A 16,330-nucleotide genomic window follows, 5' to 3' on the forward strand; every position below is an offset into this window, starting at 1 on the left:
CCCATCATCAGCGACCCGAACAAGCCCAACTGGGAAAGGACAGCAATGGGCCAACTCGATGCTCTTGAGCTGCCGAACCCCACACCCAGTCCGCTGGTATCGAGAAAAGACTGCAGGCTCTTTACATTCCAATAGGTGCGTTCATGGCCTGAGCCGGAATCCGCTTTGTTGATGATAGTGCTGTTGATCAGCTTGACGAACGGGTCAAACGCCTCGGCCTTGTAAAGACTTATGCCCAATATGGCAGTCCCGCCCAACACCATGAGTGCCATTATGAGGATCTCTTCGCCCTCGACTTTTCCCCTCAGGACCGAGGCCAGCATCGACAAAGCAACCGGGATGCATAGCAGTATCAGCCCGACATAGGCGGTCGATGAAGTCGACAGAATGGACAGGAAGAGCAGGATGGCAGACAGCCATTTGGCCAGCGGTGATTTCGTCTTTCTCCAGTAGCTGTAGCAGAATGCCAGGCAGGCGAGGGAAACGCTGGCGAATGAAGATGCCTCCGAAAAAGGTCCGGTGATCCGCACGAATCCGGCCTCCGTCGCGTTCGATATGATCGCGTAGTTGGCGGTTCTGATGGGGGCCAGCAGGTCTCCCGCGCCCACGTTCTTGCTGATGAAATCGAAGACTCCCATCCCCGTGTGGAGGCCGCACCACAAGAAGAAGCCGCGCCGGACCTGGTCGATCCGGTCGGAGTGCAGCAGCAGGGCGCAAAGCGCTATAGCGGCGAGTCCACCAAGGACGAAATAGCCGGTCTGAGAAATGTTGCCGGAAACCGGCGCCAAGGAATCTTCTATGACTATGCCGCGGGTCTTGGACTGCACGAATACGGCGGTCTGTCCCGCAAAGAATCTCGGAAACAACCATGATCCGATGATTGCGTACAGCATGAGGCTTGTCAGGATCCAGACCGGCCGGATGCTTCCGAACACGAGTCCAAGATCAAGCCATATACGGCGTCTTGCAGCGACGGTCGTGACAAGCAAGGCCGCGAACATGGTATAGATCAACGGAGATGCCCCCCCCAGAAAGGTCAGTGTCATGACGGCCGTCGCGCCGAAAGCCTGGGAAGCGATCAAGCCGATGATCAGCATTCCCCTTGAATAGTAGGACGTGACCAAAATAGCCGCGCATATTAGCAGTCCCGGCAGAGACACCTGCATGCCGACGAGTTCCCGCTTGGTTTGGCCCTGTGACGCGGATACAGCGAGCTGTCCGATCGCTAATCTTTCGACAGCTGGATGTCCTGAGCAAGTGAGTCAAAGGGGGTAGCCTTCCACCGGCGATGGTAGAGCGCGCCAATGCTCGTCCCCACGCCACTTCCGTGGCCTTGATAATCAAGGTGATGGTGCGCTCAAAAGCGCTTGGGGTTGAGTGATCGAATGTCCCCATCAAAGTCGCGCCAAAACATGCACCTGAGCACAATTTCGAGAACAAACAGGTCTGCGAACGAGGCGCGAAGCTGGTCGTACCCTCCCGCGAATGGCTAAGCCCTGGTTCCGGCGGGCCCCCTAAAGAACGCCTCGACCCGGGAAGCCGACGATCTTACTACAGTCGCACGCAGTTTTTTGCTTTCAGCTAGGAAATCCTCTGTCAATGCAGCGCATAGTAGGCCGGGCAGCGGAGAATTCCACTACAGGGAGGAGAGGCGATATGACCAGCCAGGGAGTATATCGCGCGTTAGGGCTCAAGCAGGTTAGGAAACTCAAGGAAGTTTACGAGTGTGCACGGGCCGTGAAGGCCACCTACCCTGAGAGTCATATCGCCAGCAAAGCCGCCAAAAGGTTGATCGACGCCTTCGAAGCCGATGTCCAGAATGCCGGACCTGTTCTGGACGCATCTTGGCTGACCGAGAATGATCCCCAGGGAACCGCCTGAGCCCGAGCTATACATAGCGTAGCACTGTCGGTGTAAGTGCGGCGGCACCGTGTGCTGCTTCGGACCTTCATGTCCGCAAGGGATGCTGGCGGATTTGCCTTGCCCTTCTCAACCAAACGAGCTGGCATTTGCCACAGCGTCCAAGGAGCGCCAGGGAGCTGCCCTATGCGGTCCTTTCGTTGAGCGTTGCGCGAAGCAGGCGCTTAGATGACAGTGCCGGCGCCTATGCAGTCAACCGATGCTTTGGAGATACATGGCTTTTGACTGTCGGAGGGGTAGTCCTCGGCTACGCCCATGGGATGAGGACCGCCGAGGCCAGCCGTCTTCGGATGGGTTCACCTTCAGAGCGTTGCGATGTCCTGCGGTATTCAGACGCTCCAGAACATCCATCGACTGGCCAGCTCGCATGTTTACCTAAAACGGCAGCGCCCGCGGCGGGGCTAGCCGTTAGTGTTTTCGCAGATTCAAAAATTTAACCAAATGTTAATCTAAGTTAGCGCTGGCTCATAAATAGCCCATAAGCTCAGGTTGTTCTGGTTGGGATTGGGAACAGGGAACAGCAGTGGGTGCAAGGCTGGGCAAATTCCAGCTGAAGCTCCCAAAACGGTGGGCGCTATTTTTCAATTTCTGAAGGAACTGAAGAGTGAGGGGCTAATTGGCCGCCGCAGGGCGGATCGCGTGGAAAAGGTGGGTAAGAGTATGGGCTCCACAGTAGGACTGCATAAATATACTTCGGCAGATCAGGCAGAAATCCCGTCGGGCGGAGCGGGAATGGTGCAACGAGCAGGCAGGGAATGTCTGCTCATCCTGGACGGAAGGGCGCTCGACCGCGAATGTCTCGCATCGGCTCTGGAAGACCACGATCTCGGCATGGCCGTCGAGGCCATGGGATCGATTGCCGAATGGCGCGCGAAAGAGGGGATGACCCTTGCAGCCATTCTCTTCAACCTAGGTGGCCGGAAAGTCACCGACCAGGGTATCGCGGACCAGATCAGGCGAATTTCGTGCGAATTCAAGTCGGTGCCCGTAGTGATTTTGGCGGACACCGAAGACCTTGCACAGATACTGACGGCTCTCGAATGTGGCGCGCGTGGCTACATTCCAACCTCTGTAGGGATCGATGTCTGTGTCGAGGCAATCAATCTTGCGGCAGCGGGAGGCATCTTCGTTCCGGCAAGTAGCGTTCTATCTATGCGGCACCTGATAGATTCAGGCAGCCGTGATGCGCCTTTGACCGGCATGTTCACGCTCAGGCAAGCTGAGGTCGCGCAGGCGCTCCGACGCGGCAAGGCCAACAAGATCATCGCCTTTGAACTGAACCTGCGCGAAAGCACGGTGAAGGTGCACATCCGCAACATCATGAAAAAGCTCAAGGCGACCAACCGCACGGAAGTCGCATACAAGGTCAATGATCTCTTCGCGGAAGGAACTGCGGCTGAACGGTGATCGCAATCACAAGCCGCCTTCCCTCAATGTACGATCGCGGTCTTATGTAGCGAACGCACCAAGCGGGTCGCGGTCAACGAAAAGCCCGCCACGGTAGCGACCCGGGCGGGCTTCATTCTGAGCGGCTGCATCCCGGGGGGGAATCGACCGCTGCTAGCTGTTTACCATAAGATTCTTTCCCGTGAATGGCGTGATCACGTAGGGGACGGCTATTTGGCAGGATCGCCGGGAATTCCCGGGATGTCCGCGGGTCAGTGGTCGTAGTTCGCGGCAGCCGCGGCGCAAATGCTCATCAGCATATTTCGGACACGCCGGACTGTTCCCCAGGGTCCCAGTGTTGAGCCTACTTCAACCAACCTACGCTCGATTAGCTGCTCCCGGCATGGGGAAATGCTGCGCGAGTCGCTTGCGCCTTGATGCTGCTTGTCAGTTGGCGCGTTTGCTGCACAAGACCGCACAATCGCGCCAACCATCCACCATAAGTGCTAAACCGGTGACCTTATGGAGAACGCGAAAATCCAGGCTCAGACATCTAGACTTTCTGTCGAACTGGAGCAGTCCGCATGCCTGAGCAAAGCCTCTGTTTTCGCAGATCGGGACGCCTTCAAGAACGTGGCCGTGAGCTGATCCCAGGCGGCAGCCACACCTACGCGAAAGGCGAGGATCAGTATCCCGTTCTCGCGCCGGGCTTTATCGAACGTGGTCTGGGGTGCCACGTCTGGGATGTCGATGGAAACCAATACATCGAATACGGCATGGGCAACCGTTCCGTCGGGCTGGGGCATGCATATCCAACGGTGCTCAGGGCGGTGGAGGCGGCGCTTGCAGGCGGAGCCAACTTCACGCGCCCCGCAAGGATCGAGGTTGACTGCGCCGAAACCTTCCTTGAACTCGTCGGCGCGCAGATGGTAAAATTCTGCAAGGACGGATCGGACGCGACGTCAGGCGCCGTCCGCCTTGCCCGCGCCTACACGGGTCGCGATCTCGTCGCGTGCTGCGCCGACCACCCTTTCTTTTCGACAGACGATTGGTTCATCGGGACCACACCGATGAATGCGGGAATTCCAGAAGCGGTTCAAAACCTGACCCTCACTTTCCGGTACAACGACATCGCTAGTGTCAAGGATTTGTTCGACAGGCACCCGGGTAAGGTAGCCGCTCTGATCCTGGAACCTTCCCGTGGCGACGATCCGACCGACGGCTTCCTGCATAATGTCCAGCGTCTTTGCCGGGAAAATGGCGCGCTGTTCATTCTCGACGAAATGATCACCGGGTTCAGGTGGCATGCAGCGGGAGCACAAAGGCTCTATGGCATCGAACCGGACTTGTCGACATTCGGCAAGGCTCTTGGCAATGGTTTCTCGGTCTCCGCCCTGGCAGGCAAACGCGAATATATGCGGCTGGGTGGGCTCGAGCATACGGATCGCCCCCGTGTCTTTCTGCTGTCGACCACGCATGGTGCGGAAACCCACGCGCTTGCCGCGGCCATCGCGACCATACGGGTTTATCAGGACCAGTCCGTCATTGAACACCTGCACCGTCAGGGAACGAAATTGAAGGAAGGTATCACGGAGGTTTCTAGACGCCATCGACTGGATCGGCACTTCAAAGTTGTCGGCCGTCCTAGTTGTCTCGCCTACGCCACGCTTGACCAGGACGGCAAGCCCTCGCAGACATACCGTTCTCTGTTCCTGCAGGAGACGATCAAGCGTGGTGTCCTCATGCCATCTCTCGTCGTCAGCTACACGCACGACGACGCGGCCGTCATGAAAACCATAGACGCCGTCGATGGTGCTCTGGGCGTGTACGCGAAGGCCCTGGATTCGGGAGCAAGCCAATTTTTGGTCGGCCGCCCCTCGCAGATCGTGTTTCGTCGCTTCAACAATGACGATCCACAGGCCCGGATGCCGGCGGTCTCACAGAACCCTCGGCCAGCGAGCGGTGAGACCAAACGGCAATCAGAAACCCACCGGCTCGTACCCACTTCATGAGCCGGTAACCCCGATCTGGCAGAGCGTGGTGTCCCAAAAGTGTGCGAAGATCACCAACAACGTCGAGGATGGCTCCTGAAGGCAAAGCCCGACCCGAAGTCTTCCCCAGGAACCATGTGCCCCCTTGGCTCAGACAAGCCCTCAAGCAAATCGGGACGGAAATCCGCTAAAGAAGTCTGGCTTTTCTGAGTGTAAACGCCTCGGCGAAATGTTCCGGCGCCCTGCACTCCATCCCGCGCAATCTCGCCAGCCCCGCGAATGTGTCGCGGTCGAACCAGTCCTTGGAGCGCTGCGTGCCGAAGTGCTGTTGCAGGAGCTCGATCTTGCGTTCCAGCACTGCGGCACAGAGCGGCACGTAGGCATTTGGCTGGCAAAGATCGCCATCCCATTTGGGAATCTCGTATTCGATCACAAGGTGATCGCGAAAGACATTCCAGGTCAGTTGATTGACCTCCCGGTGGTCTTGATGGGCATCGAACCTAGCATGGGTCAGCACCAGGTCGGGATGGACGCGAGATCTTAGATCTATCAACCGCTGCTTTATCGCCCGGCTATGGGCCGGGAAATAGCTGTCTTCGAAATCCGCGATGTCGATTACCGACGACTTCGATCCTTTCAGGAACGCTTCGGCCGAAGCGCGGGCCTCGGCCGACCGCTGGCCGCCGGCGCTCAGCACACACCAGTGGACGTCCAGTTTCACCCCCGACGCGATCAAACCAAGGATAGTGCCGCCGGCGCCGATCTCGATGTCATCGGAATGGGCGCCAAGGCAGAGGATCGAGAGTTCCTCCCCGCCACGTGCGAGGCCAAGCCCTCTCACGAAGCGGCCACTACCAGACCGCGTCTGGTTTTTTCGGCGGTAACTTTTCTATTCCAGGGCATGTCGCCCCGTTCGACCATGTCTTCGAGCGATTGCCAATCGCGCAGCGTATCCATCGATCGCCAGAAGCCATCATGTTTGTACGCCATGAGCATGTTGTCGTCGATCAGTCGTCTGAAAGGTTCCAGAACGAGCTCCTCGCCATCGCGCATATAGTCGAAGATTTGCGGGCGGAACAGGAAGTAGCCGCCGTTGATCCAGATCTCCGAGGTATCGGTTGTACGGAACTCACGCACGCGACCGTCTTCCGCGATATCGGCCAAATGGTATGTCAGTGGTGCGCGCACCGCGAGAAAACAACCGATCTTGCCGCTGGCTTCGAATTTCGCCACCACGTCGTCGAGATCGACGTTGGTCAGACCATCGGAGTAGTTGGCCAGGAACATCTTCTCGTTCTTAACCTGGTCCCTTGCCGCCCAGAGGCGTTCGCCGATATTGCGCCAGACTCCGGTATCAAGCAGGGTAATGCTCCAGTCCTTGGCCTGGTCTCCGAGCAGTTTCACGTCTTGACCTCCCTGCGTGACCACGCAATCGGAAAAGGTCTGCGGCCGTGTGTTGAGGAAGAAATCCTTGATGACATTGGCTTTGTAGCCCAGGCACAAGACGAATTCGTCATGTCCATAATCGCTGTACCACTGCATCACGTGGCGCAGGATCGGCTGGTGGCCAAGCGGGATCATCGGCTTGGGTATACTGTCGGAATAGTCGCGGATCCGGGTTCCGCGACCGCCGCAGAAGAGGACAACTTTCATCTGCCTAACTCCGATGGATCGATCACCGCCACAAAAGGAATTGGGACCACAAACCTTGCACCCCAGGAGGCGACATGGCGCATCTGTTCGATGATCTCGTCCTTCAGGTTCCACGGAAGGATCAGGATGTAATCTGGCCGGACTTCGTCGATGGCCTCGACGGATTTGATCGGGATATGCATCCCCGGTGTGAAGCGACCATGCTTGTAAGGATTACGGTCGACCGTGAAGTCAAGGAAGTCGGTGCCGATAGCGCAGTAATTGAGCAACGTGTTGCCCTTGCCTGGAGCGCCGTAGCCACAAATCTTGCTCCCTTCGTTTTTGGCCGAGATAAGGAACGCCAACAGGTCGCGCTTGGCGCGCTGCGCCTTGTGACCGAAGGAGGCATAGGTAATCATCTCCGTTAGCCCGTGCCGCTTTTCTCGGGCGAGAAGTTTGCCCACCCTGTCATCCACGCCCCAGCGACTGCCATCATGGGCGAGATAGACGCGCAGCGAGCCGCCATGGGTGGGCAACTCCTCGACGTCGATCAGCCGCAATCCGTGGCGCGCCGCCATCAGCTCGACCGTCAGCAGCGAGAAATATGAAAAGTGCTCATGATAAATGGTGTCGAACTGGTTCTCCGCCATCAGCCGCTCGATATGCGGAAATTCGAGCGTGACCACGCCCTCAGGCTTGAGCAGGATTCTTATCCCGGCGACGAAGTCATTGAGGTCTGGGACCTGTGCCAGGACGTTGTTGCCAATGATCAGGTCGGCGCGACGTCCTTCCCCGACCAGTTGATTTGCCAGCCGGACCCCGAAGAAGTCGACCCTGGTGGACACGCCTTTCTCGATCGCGGCGCGCGCAACATTGGTTGCCGGTTCGACGCCCAATACAGGAACGCCCAGTGGCAGGAAGTGCTGCAGCAGGTAGCCATCGTTGCTTGCGAGCTCGACCGCAAGACTGTCACGGCCAAGCCCAAGCCGTCTGGTGATGGCCTCGCAATACACTTTCGAATGAGCCACCCAGCTGGACGAGAACGAAGAGAAGTAGGCATATTCGCTGAAAATCGTCTCGGGGCTCAGATACTCCTTGAGCTGCACCAGGTAGCAAGTGTCGCAGACAAGCACGTTGAGCGGATAGTAAGCTTCCATTTGATCAAGCTGCTCGGCCTGAAGGAAGCTTTCGCAAGGCGGGGACATGCCTAGATCCACCAAGGTGTGGCGCAGGCGCGACCCGCAGAGCCTGCAACCGACGTCGCGGCTTGCCGCACTGTGACCGCGAACGGTTTCGATAGCCTGAATATTCATTCCCCGCTCCTGTCTTCTACCTAACCCGCGGGTACGCTCCGCAGAACCCATGCCTGCCGCGCCTGAGTAGGCAGATGACGGCAGGTTAGGATCCGGCCCTCTCCGCTTCGATTTGCCAATCCGTCGGGCGCGTTAATCCTTATAGCGAGCCAGCGGCGGCGATCCCGACGCCAGGCTCGCCGAACGGGTGGTCAGCTTTCATCCGCACATACCGCTATCGGAGAGGCCACCTAAGGCTTAGGTAGCCCTTACAGCGTGGGCTGGCGACGCTGACAATTGATGCGGCAGTCTCGCTCGGTGCCGGGGAGTCAAGGCATGCAGTTCACCGAAACGGAGCTTCAAGGGGTCTGGGTGATCGAGCCTACTCCCATGCTTGACGACCGTGGTTCTTTCACCCGACTTTTCTGTGAGAAGGAGATGGCCGATTGTGGTCTGGCGACGCGCTTTGTCCAGCACAGCCGGGCTCATTCGATCAAAAAGGGAACTCTCAGGGGGCTGCACTACCAGGAGGAGCCTTACGCAGAGGTCAAGCTGGTCTCCTGTGTCCGCGGCGCGATTTTTGACGTCGTCGTGGACCTGCGTCCGAATTCGCCGACACTCTACAAGTGGCTTGGTTTCGAGCTGACTTCCGAAAACATGAAGCAGCTCTATATCCCTGCCGGCTTCGCCCACGGCCTCCAGACCCTAACCGACGGCACCGAGGTCTCGTATCTCATATCACAGTTCTATACGCCCAACGCGTCGACCGGCGTCCTCTACAATGACCCCACCTTTTCCATCGGATGGCCCTTGATGCCAACGGCCATGTCGGAAAGGGACAAAAGTTGGCCCCTTGTCAGACGGCGAACCGTAACGGCCTCATAAGGCTACCAGGAGCTCATATTCCAACAGCAGTTTCGCAGCGGCGGCCAGTTCCTTGAAGGGCAGGTTCGAGCGCTCAGCCATGGCCAGGAGCGAATGCTGCCCATCGGCGAGGTTCAGCACCCAAAGCAGGGACATCGACGTCGCCCCCGACGACTTCTGCCCTCCCACGGCTGCATAAAGGCCGCGCTTGCCGAGCTGCGGCTCGCCCTTGGGCAAGCGGTTCAACGGCGTCCAGTCCTCTTCGACAATGTCGATCACCTCCATCAAGATGCGGAAGGAATCCTCGAGATGCTCTGGGCTGATGAAGTCAAGATTGTCGGCCGATGTGTGGTATTCGGGAAATGTGCCGTGGACGCTTCGCTGGAACATGCCGACCGGAAGATTGAAGCCCGGCGAACAATATTGCCTCTCGTCATACCCATATGGGGAGAAATCCATCAGCTTTGCCCCGGCGCGATGCCCCAGCACGTGGGACATGGCTCGGTCGATGAAGGCGTCGCCGCGGCGGCTGCGCTTGTATGCCGGGCCTCCTGAATCGCCAACGCATGACAGCACCAGACCGTGGTCGATGAGACATGTACGGTCCTCATTGCGCGACAGCCACGCGAGCGCGCCGATCGTGCCGGGAGCGAATAGAAAGCGGTAACTGTACCGTGTGTTCCTTGCCTTGAGACTTCTCGCCAGCATCGCCAGCAGCGCCAAGCCCGAACAGTTGTCGTTGGCAAGCGAGGGATGGCAAATGTGCGCCGAGAGGAGGAACTCCCGCTCGGTCCGACCGCGGTGCAGGTATTCGCCGTATGTGAGAGTGCCGTTCTCGAGCTCGGCGTCGATCTCCACATGGTAGAAACCGTCGGGCAGGTCAGCCACACGGACGTGGGCTGCGCAGAAGCCCCAGGTCGGGGCGTAATAGCTGGTCCGGTAGGGGATCAGCTGCGGCTGATCGGGCAGAGTATGAATGTGCGGCCTCAGTTCGGCGAGCGTCAGGATCCCCTTGAACGGCAAGCTGTAGTTGACGACGTGCAGGTTGGAGTCCGCAAAATCGAGGACTGATTGTCCGTCCGGGCCCGTGATGGTTGCCGAGCGTATGTTCCATTCCTTTGGAACGGTCCAGTCGAACAGCTGCGTCCCGGTGGGCACTTCGTGCCGTTCCAACTCGATATGCTGTGACAAGACATCCAGCGTTGCTCGCACGCCATTTCCCGTGATGCTCCGGCAGATGGGAAACAGACGTTCGGCCAGGGCATAAATCTCGTGACCGACTCCGGTTGCCGGCGGCGGGCCGATCCCGGCGGGGTTCAGGTGTTCCATCCAGCTATCCGAGCGCCTCCTCCAATGGCTTGGATACTCCAGCGACCCGCATCCGCTCGTCCAGAAGTCCGCTGGTCAACAGATGCCTGATATGGCCGATACGCTGGAAGCGCGGGCCCTCGAATTCCTCCAGCGTGACATTCGACTTCCGGTATGCCTGGTAGAGTTGCTCGGCACCCTTGCGCGCATCCCATTGCGGCCTGAAGGCAGGAAGGGCAAGCGCGATCTTGTCGAAGTTGACCCGATAGGAGCGTTTGTCGGGTCCGGCGTCGGGCGCGAGTTCAAGCCGGCAATCGGGCACGATCTCGGCGACGATCTCGGCGATGTCCCGGATCCTGTAATTGTGGTCGGTTCGTCCCACATTGAAGGCTTGATTGTGAATGGCCTCGCGGGGCGCCTCCAGCCCGGCAATGAATGCCCTGGAAATGTCCTCGATATGGACAATCGGCCGCCACGGTGTTCCATCGGACTTCAGGAGGATGACGCCTTTGGTGACCGCCCACGCGACCAGATTGTTCAACACGATGTCGAAACGGAGCCGCGGCGAGAGCCCATAGGCCGTGGCGGGGCGGAAATAGGTGGGAGAAAAGCTGCTGCTGGCCAGTTCGGAAATATCCCGTTCTGAAAGGACCTTCGACCAACCGTAGGGCGTGACCGGATTCAGTTCGCCGGTTTCATCGACCATCCCGTCGCCCGCCTGTCCGTAATTGCTGCACGACGAGGCGAACAGGAAGCGCGACACGCCGGCGTCCTTGGCCGCCTTGGCAAAGCGGACGCTGCCCTTATGGTTGATTTCATAGGTGATGTCCGGATCAAGGTCGGACAGCGGGTCATTGGAAAGGGCCGCAAGGTGGATGACGGCATCGAACCCTTCGAGGTCGCGCGCATGCACGTCCCTGACGTCCTTTTGGATGGACGGAATTGAAGCCCGCTCGCCCCCAGCGGCAAAGGTGCAGCGCCGGTAGAGATCGCTGTCATAGCCCGTCACCGAATGCCCGGCACGAAGCAGCATCGGCACCATCACCGATCCGATATAGCCTTGATGGCCGGTTACCATGACTTTCATCGCGCACCTCTTCTCAAGCCGATATTGATATCCGGGAGGCTACTTGGGCTTGAAGGAACGGGGGAGAACGCCAATGGACGCCCAGGATTCCCCGTTCGAGGAAGCGTTGCCAACGCTTACCTCTTTTGCGGTGGCGCACGTCTAATGCTTTCGGAGGAATCGGCGCACGTCTTGCCTTGCGTTGCCTGCTGCACGCAATCGCGCGTTCATTGACTTTGCGCTACGGGGCGGCCTTGAGCTATCAGCTCCAGGATCCAATCTTTGTATCCGCGGCTGTTTAGCTCTGGCGGCTGGAAAACCGTGCGCTCCGCCTTGAAGGGAGAACCTTCGACATCCGTCACCTCTCCGCTGGTCGGATCGCGCCAGCGGGCGCGGACGGAAGCCGCCGAAAGCCGCGCCAGGTCCACTGTAATGCGGCCGTTGCCGGGCAGGTAGACGACAGCATAGGATCCGTCCCCTGCGGTCGCGGCGACCGCCCTCCCCATGTCCTTGCCCGTGCCATCGACCAGCAGTCTGTTCTTGCTGTCGGGTTCGAGCAGCCACCACTTTGTCGATGACATGAAAGCGAAAAGCACCTCCATGCTTTTTGCCCCCGGGCTGTTGAGAGCCTCTTTCCACCCCAATGTTTGCCGATGGAGACCGGGCCCCCCGAAATGCCATATCGGGTTATTGCCGTAGAGGTGGCCAAAGGCGCCCGAGAGGATCGCCTGGTAAGCCTGAATGCGGACCCGGTACTCGTCGGTACCACTTTCGAACTCATAGGCGCTCTCAATCAGGAAGAAAGGCATACCCCTGCCGTACTCCCTGATCGCGGCCGTGTAGACAGGTCCGTATGTGTAGATGTTGTTCACGTTCAGCCAGGATTCGTGAGTCCACAAATCAAGTAGTGGCGTTTCGGGAGCGCCATGGATGGTGCTAAGAGCGCCCGGGTCCTCGTCAACGATGCCTTTGGCAACAGCCCTCACCAGATCCTTGTCCGCTGGATCATCATCGCCACCGTTGACCCACATGATATTGTCGAAGTGCCGGTAGCGATGTCCGACGAAATGGCCGTACGAAGCAAGCCTTCCTGGCCCTGCAGCCGCCATTTTCTGATACCAACCGTCAATACCACCGCGATAGCCGAGATAGGCTGGGGCAAGCAGCACCAGGAAACCGAGGTCGCAAGCCTTCTGCAGGACACGGTCCGCATGGGCAAAATACGCCTCATTCGGAACGGCGAAATCGGCGTTGCCAGCGAATGGCCTCTCGCCATATGCGTTTGCGGGCGCGTTGCGGGAAAATCGGTGCTCTAGGAGGTTGACCAGCACCGTATTGAAACCACGAGCCTTGCGGTCCTCAAGATAGAGGTATGCTTCGTCATCCTTCAGATCTGCGATGAGGGACCAGGCCGAGTCGCCATGCATCAAGAATGGATGGCCGTCCTTGTCGACCGGAAAGCTCTTTCCAGATTCGATCCGTAAAGGGAAACGCGTCCCCTTGTCGCGTTCGCAGGCTAAGCTTCCAGTCTCCATAGCCACCAAAAAGACGCAGGTCATGAGAACAGACATCAAGCGCATTGCGCTCCCTCCCTCCGGCCCGTCGTTCATGCTCACCCAGGGGTCGGCGCCCCGGAGACCTCATGGATGGCGGAGTGCCTGGAGTTGAACTCCGATGAGGTGACAATGCCGAAGGCTGCGTCCTTGCGGGTCATGGTGCCCGCGCGTAGCGGCCGCGTATAGGTGTCAAGGCCGTAGTTGTCTGCGGGACGGTCAAGAAGCAGCAGGTAGAGGAAACTGATATAGGCGCGGTCCGTCAGGCCGATCGTGGCATATCTGCTTTCGAAATCGTCGGTGTCCATCATGTCCAAGATCATGTCAGCAAGCTTGCTATTCCCGCTTTCAAGAGCTGCCGACCAACGATCCACGCTGGCCGTGTCGCCATCGTGACCAAGGATGAGGCAATAGACGAAACTTGCCTGCCTCACATATAGGGGTTTGTTTGCAGCCAGGGTCTCTGGATCGCATTCCCGGTACGGTCTAGGCGCCGGCTGCGGGCCGCGGGTGAAGTCACGCACCGTCTTATAGGCAGGCTTAGGCTCGCCGACCCTCCATTTACCGTAGGGCGCCGGGATAAGCCTCACCAATCCCATATTGGCTTCCATGCTAGGAGCCCAGTAGGCCTCATCGACGAGTTCGTAGATGTGCGCGGCCTCGACCTTGTACTTCTTGTTGAGGTCTTGAAGTCTCGTCATTGTCTGCTTGATGCCGTCGGCCTGCTGCTTCTCGCCGCGCTGGCTTCCGTAAGGGTTGTCGAATTCGGTAACCCATATCGGCTTGCCGTAGGCCGAGATTTCCCGGAAAGCCCATTCCGGATCGTCGCCGTACATATGCCACACTGAGATATCCCAAGCGATGCCGTCCTGCTTCATCCGTGCGAACGCGCCGACGTGGCCCCATCCGGCGGTGCCGATCGCCTTGCTGATGGTCGGATCGGCCGCAATCATCCCTTCGGACAGCCCCTTGAGGACGGCACTCACTTTCACCCAGCGCGGGCCGTAGTAATCGAGCGTTCCCGTTCCACCTGCAGGTCCCCAACCACATGGATATTGCGCGCCATCATCGCGCTTCTCACAAGGCTTGATGATGGCGTAGTTCTCCATCTCGTTGCCGAGTTCCCAGACACGGATGTCGGCCTTGAACCTTGAGCCAAGTGCGATCGCAAGTTTCCGGGTCCTGGCGTAAAGTTCTTCCGGACTATCCTTGTCCATATCGATGCCGGCGGGCGTGAGGACGGGCAGGATCTCGATGCCTCTCACCTTTCCGGCGGAGACAAGGTTGGCAAGCATATCCACGTCGCTCTCGCCCCTAACATTGACCCTGTATGACTTCAGGCCAAGATCCTTAACGAAGTCGAGTTGCCTTTCGATCGGGATACCCGGATAAGCAACTATTGGATGACCGTTAATGCCCCAAAGGAAATTGGCGGAGGCAGACGAGACAAACGCCAGCAGGCAAGCCAAAGCGACTGCGAAACGAAACGACATGGCGACAGTTCTCCCGGTCGGGGCGGCCTCGATAGTCGGGACTGCGAGCGCCGGTAGCAATCTACCCATACGGGTGACCGACGCGTCTGCGATACCCCTTTCGGAGGTCGCCACCAACTCAAGCCCTGTCTTGAACCTCTTACGCCCTATTTTACCCAAATCTGATCAGCCCTGAGCTGATCTGGAACAAGGCCCGACAACTCCGGCTGCCATGCCCGTTACCCCTTTCGTCTGTGATTAGTCCTTACTTTGAAGGTACTGACCTTTAACCGGGTTTGTTGGACTATTCAGCGTGACGAAGGCGGCCCCGCCGCTACCGGGAAAGGGCACTATGCCTTCTGTTAAACGCGCACTTCTGATGAGCACGGGCGAACGTTATGTCCTGCTCGTATCGAATTTCGCCACGACCGCAGTGGTTTCGCGCATATTGACACCACAGGAAATCGGCGTGTCGGTGATCGGGATGGCAATCCTGGCGATAGCCCTGTCTGTCAGGGAATTCTCCAGTTCAAGCTTCCTGATTCAGCGCGGGGAACTCAGCCGCGAGGATATTCGGGGGGCCTTTACAGTGATGTTCGTCCTTACCGGGATTGCCGTCACCGTTCTCCTAGCCGCGTCCCCTATTCTGGCCTCAGTCTACGCGGAGCCGAACCTCGTTCCCTATTTTCGAGTTATTTCAGCCTGCCTCTTCCTCGACGCCTTGGTCATCCTGGTCAACGCTCTCCTGCGCCGGGAAATGGCCTTCGGCAAGGTAGCTGCCATTAGCATCACTAACGGCGCGACAGGGGCTGTGGCAACAATCGCTTTGGCGTTCGCGGGCTTCAGCTATATGAGCTTCGCTTGGGCGTGGCTAATCGGCAGCGGGCTTGCTGCATGCCTTGCACTTGCCCTGTGCCCGCATTTCTGGATGTTCAAGCCAACCCTCGCCAATTGGCGCGCAATGGTCTCGTTCGGTGGATACAACGGCTCCATCGCCATACTCTTCCGCATATTTGACGCCCTGCCCTTGCTCTTGTTGGGCCGACTGGTGTCACCGAATGCCGCAGCCTTGTTCAGCAGGACCCTCTTGATCGGCCAGATACCCGACAAACTCCTCCTCGGAGGGGCCGTGGCTGTCGTATTGCCGGCGTTTTCGGCAGAGGTCAGACAAGGCAGCGATTTGAAGCGCCCGTATCTCGCGGCCCTTTCTATTGTCACGGCTTTCTACTGGCCCGCTCTCCTTGTGCTCTCAGTGCTGGCCTATCCGGTCGTGGACGTCGTGCTCGGTCGACAATGGATCGAGGCTGCGCCGCTTGTTCAGGTCGTCGCGATTGCTCTTCTCTTCTCCTTCAGTTTTGAGCTCAATTACCCGGTATTGGTTGCAGTCGGTGCGATCCGCGACTTGTTCATCCGTGCCCTCATCGTCTTCCCGCTTTCTGGCATTCTCTTGTCAATGGCTGGCGTCTTCGGCGGATTGCAGGCGGCCGCCTGGTGTATGCTGGTGACGATTCCTTTCCAGGCATACGTTGCCCTGAGCTTCGTTCGGCGACGGTTGGGATTGAAACTGAAGGATATCGCCGCAGCGCTATGGAGAAGCGCCGTCATGGCCATAGCGAGCGCGGCTGGTCCGCTGTGCGTGGCTTTCTTGTCGGGCACAGGCTTCGCTCTTTCGCATGGGCAGGCACTCGCAGCAGGGGTGTTGGCGTTGGGTGGATGGGGAGCGGCATTGGTCCTTACCCGACATCCATTGGTTGACGAGATAATCAAGTCCATCCCCGGTTTCGGGCGTGCCTCGCTCCGCCCGGCCGAGTGAGGCGAGCACCAGTGAACACGATGGCCGACGAAA

Annotated in this window: 13 protein-coding genes; 5 read left to right on the plus strand and 8 right to left on the minus strand. The window is 58.5% G+C overall.

Features of this window, described 5'->3' with window-relative positions; translation table 11 throughout:
* On the minus strand, positions 1–1,166 hold a 1,166-nt coding region (locus tag FJ934_RS23140; protein WP_140612761.1), incomplete at its 3' end, for a hypothetical protein.
* Positions 1,167–1,656: 490 nt separating this feature from the next.
* Here FJ934_RS23140 and FJ934_RS23145 point away from each other — a divergent pair.
* The 3 genes from FJ934_RS23145 (at position 1,657) to FJ934_RS23155 (ending at position 5,318) form a co-directional block, all read left to right on the plus strand.
* Complete coding sequence (locus tag FJ934_RS23145) at positions 1,657–1,881, plus strand: hypothetical protein (RefSeq protein ID WP_023774751.1); 225 nt, start codon at positions 1,657–1,659, stop codon at positions 1,879–1,881.
* Positions 1,882–2,652: 771 nt separating this feature from the next.
* Positions 2,653–3,327, plus strand: a complete 675-nt coding sequence (locus tag FJ934_RS23150) for a response regulator transcription factor (RefSeq protein ID WP_023774752.1) — start codon at positions 2,653–2,655, stop codon at positions 3,325–3,327.
* Positions 3,328–3,890: 563 nt separating this feature from the next.
* Positions 3,891–5,318, plus strand: a complete 1,428-nt coding sequence (locus FJ934_RS23155; protein WP_140612762.1) for a glutamate-1-semialdehyde 2,1-aminomutase — start codon at positions 3,891–3,893, stop codon at positions 5,316–5,318.
* A gap of 166 nt (positions 5,319–5,484) precedes the next feature.
* Here FJ934_RS23155 and FJ934_RS23160 read toward each other — a convergent pair whose 3' ends face one another.
* From FJ934_RS23160 to FJ934_RS23170, 3 genes are read right to left on the minus strand one after another with little or no spacing between them, the layout of a single operon-like run.
* A complete protein-coding gene (locus tag FJ934_RS23160; protein ID WP_140612763.1) occupies positions 5,485–6,138 on the minus strand; it encodes a PIG-L deacetylase family protein in 654 nt (217 codons plus the stop codon).
* The gene (locus FJ934_RS23165) at positions 6,135–6,950 is read right to left on the minus strand and encodes a sugar phosphate nucleotidyltransferase (protein WP_140612764.1); all 816 of its coding nucleotides are present in this window, start codon (positions 6,948–6,950) and stop codon (positions 6,135–6,137) included. The genes FJ934_RS23160 and FJ934_RS23165 overlap by 4 nt, the downstream gene beginning before the upstream one ends.
* Complete coding sequence (locus tag FJ934_RS23170; protein WP_140612765.1) at positions 6,947–8,242, minus strand: class I SAM-dependent methyltransferase; 1,296 nt, start codon at positions 8,240–8,242, stop codon at positions 6,947–6,949. The genes FJ934_RS23165 and FJ934_RS23170 overlap by 4 nt, the downstream gene beginning before the upstream one ends.
* A gap of 315 nt (positions 8,243–8,557) precedes the next feature.
* Between FJ934_RS23170 and rfbC the strand changes: the two genes are divergently transcribed.
* Positions 8,558–9,106: a dTDP-4-dehydrorhamnose 3,5-epimerase gene (gene rfbC / locus FJ934_RS23175; RefSeq protein WP_140612766.1), complete on the plus strand. Its 549-nt coding sequence runs from the start codon at positions 8,558–8,560 to the stop codon at positions 9,104–9,106.
* Here the strand turns inward: rfbC and FJ934_RS23180 are convergent.
* The 4 genes from FJ934_RS23180 to FJ934_RS23195 form a co-directional block, all read right to left on the minus strand.
* Entirely contained in the window at positions 9,101–10,414 is a 1,314-nt protein-coding gene (locus FJ934_RS23180; RefSeq protein ID WP_140612767.1) for a DUF4910 domain-containing protein, read from the minus strand. The two genes, rfbC and FJ934_RS23180, sit on opposite strands and share 6 nt — an antisense overlap.
* A 4-nt stretch (positions 10,415–10,418) precedes the next feature.
* Complete coding sequence (locus tag FJ934_RS23185; protein ID WP_140612768.1) at positions 10,419–11,480, minus strand: NAD(P)-dependent oxidoreductase; 1,062 nt, start codon at positions 11,478–11,480, stop codon at positions 10,419–10,421.
* A gap of 206 nt (positions 11,481–11,686) precedes the next feature.
* Complete coding sequence (locus tag FJ934_RS23190; RefSeq protein ID WP_181165736.1) at positions 11,687–13,039, minus strand: DUF4038 domain-containing protein; 1,353 nt, start codon at positions 13,037–13,039, stop codon at positions 11,687–11,689.
* A gap of 32 nt (positions 13,040–13,071) precedes the next feature.
* Positions 13,072–14,505 carry a DUF4214 domain-containing protein gene (locus FJ934_RS23195; RefSeq protein ID WP_140612770.1) on the minus strand — a complete coding sequence of 478 codons (1,434 nt, stop codon included), beginning with the start codon at positions 14,503–14,505 and terminating at the stop codon, positions 13,072–13,074.
* A gap of 358 nt (positions 14,506–14,863) precedes the next feature.
* Between FJ934_RS23195 and FJ934_RS23200 the strand changes: the two genes are divergently transcribed.
* Complete coding sequence (locus tag FJ934_RS23200; protein WP_246671606.1) at positions 14,864–16,297, plus strand: oligosaccharide flippase family protein; 1,434 nt, start codon at positions 14,864–14,866, stop codon at positions 16,295–16,297.
* The last annotated feature ends 33 nt before the right edge of the window (positions 16,298–16,330 follow it).

This window comes from Mesorhizobium sp. B2-4-12 (assembly GCF_006441575.1).
Taxonomy (GTDB): Bacteria; Pseudomonadota; Alphaproteobacteria; order Rhizobiales; family Rhizobiaceae; genus Mesorhizobium.

Bases quoted from the DNA above. Each gene is read 5' to 3' on its own strand.
- FJ934_RS23145 (WP_023774751.1), top strand. From the start codon at position 1,657: ATGACCAGCCAGGGAGTATATCGCGCGTTAGGGCTCAAGCAGGTTAGG.
- FJ934_RS23150 (WP_023774752.1), top strand. From the start codon at position 2,653: ATGGTGCAACGAGCAGGCAGGGAATGTCTGCTCATCCTGGACGGAAGG.
- FJ934_RS23155 (WP_140612762.1), top strand. From the start codon at position 3,891: ATGCCTGAGCAAAGCCTCTGTTTTCGCAGATCGGGACGCCTTCAAGAA.
- FJ934_RS23165 (WP_140612764.1), bottom strand. From the start codon at position 6,950: ATGAAAGTTGTCCTCTTCTGCGGCGGTCGCGGAACCCGGATCCGCGAC.
- FJ934_RS23170 (WP_140612765.1), bottom strand. From the start codon at position 8,242: ATGAATATTCAGGCTATCGAAACCGTTCGCGGTCACAGTGCGGCAAGC.
- rfbC (WP_140612766.1), top strand. From the start codon at position 8,558: ATGCAGTTCACCGAAACGGAGCTTCAAGGGGTCTGGGTGATCGAGCCT.
- FJ934_RS23180 (WP_140612767.1), bottom strand. From the start codon at position 10,414: ATGGAACACCTGAACCCCGCCGGGATCGGCCCGCCGCCGGCAACCGGA.
- FJ934_RS23185 (WP_140612768.1), bottom strand. From the start codon at position 11,480: ATGAAAGTCATGGTAACCGGCCATCAAGGCTATATCGGATCGGTGATG.
- FJ934_RS23190 (WP_181165736.1), bottom strand. From the start codon at position 13,039: ATGCGCTTGATGTCTGTTCTCATGACCTGCGTCTTTTTGGTGGCTATG.
- FJ934_RS23195 (WP_140612770.1), bottom strand. From the start codon at position 14,505: ATGTCGTTTCGTTTCGCAGTCGCTTTGGCTTGCCTGCTGGCGTTTGTC.
- FJ934_RS23200 (WP_246671606.1), top strand. From the start codon at position 14,864: ATGAGCACGGGCGAACGTTATGTCCTGCTCGTATCGAATTTCGCCACG.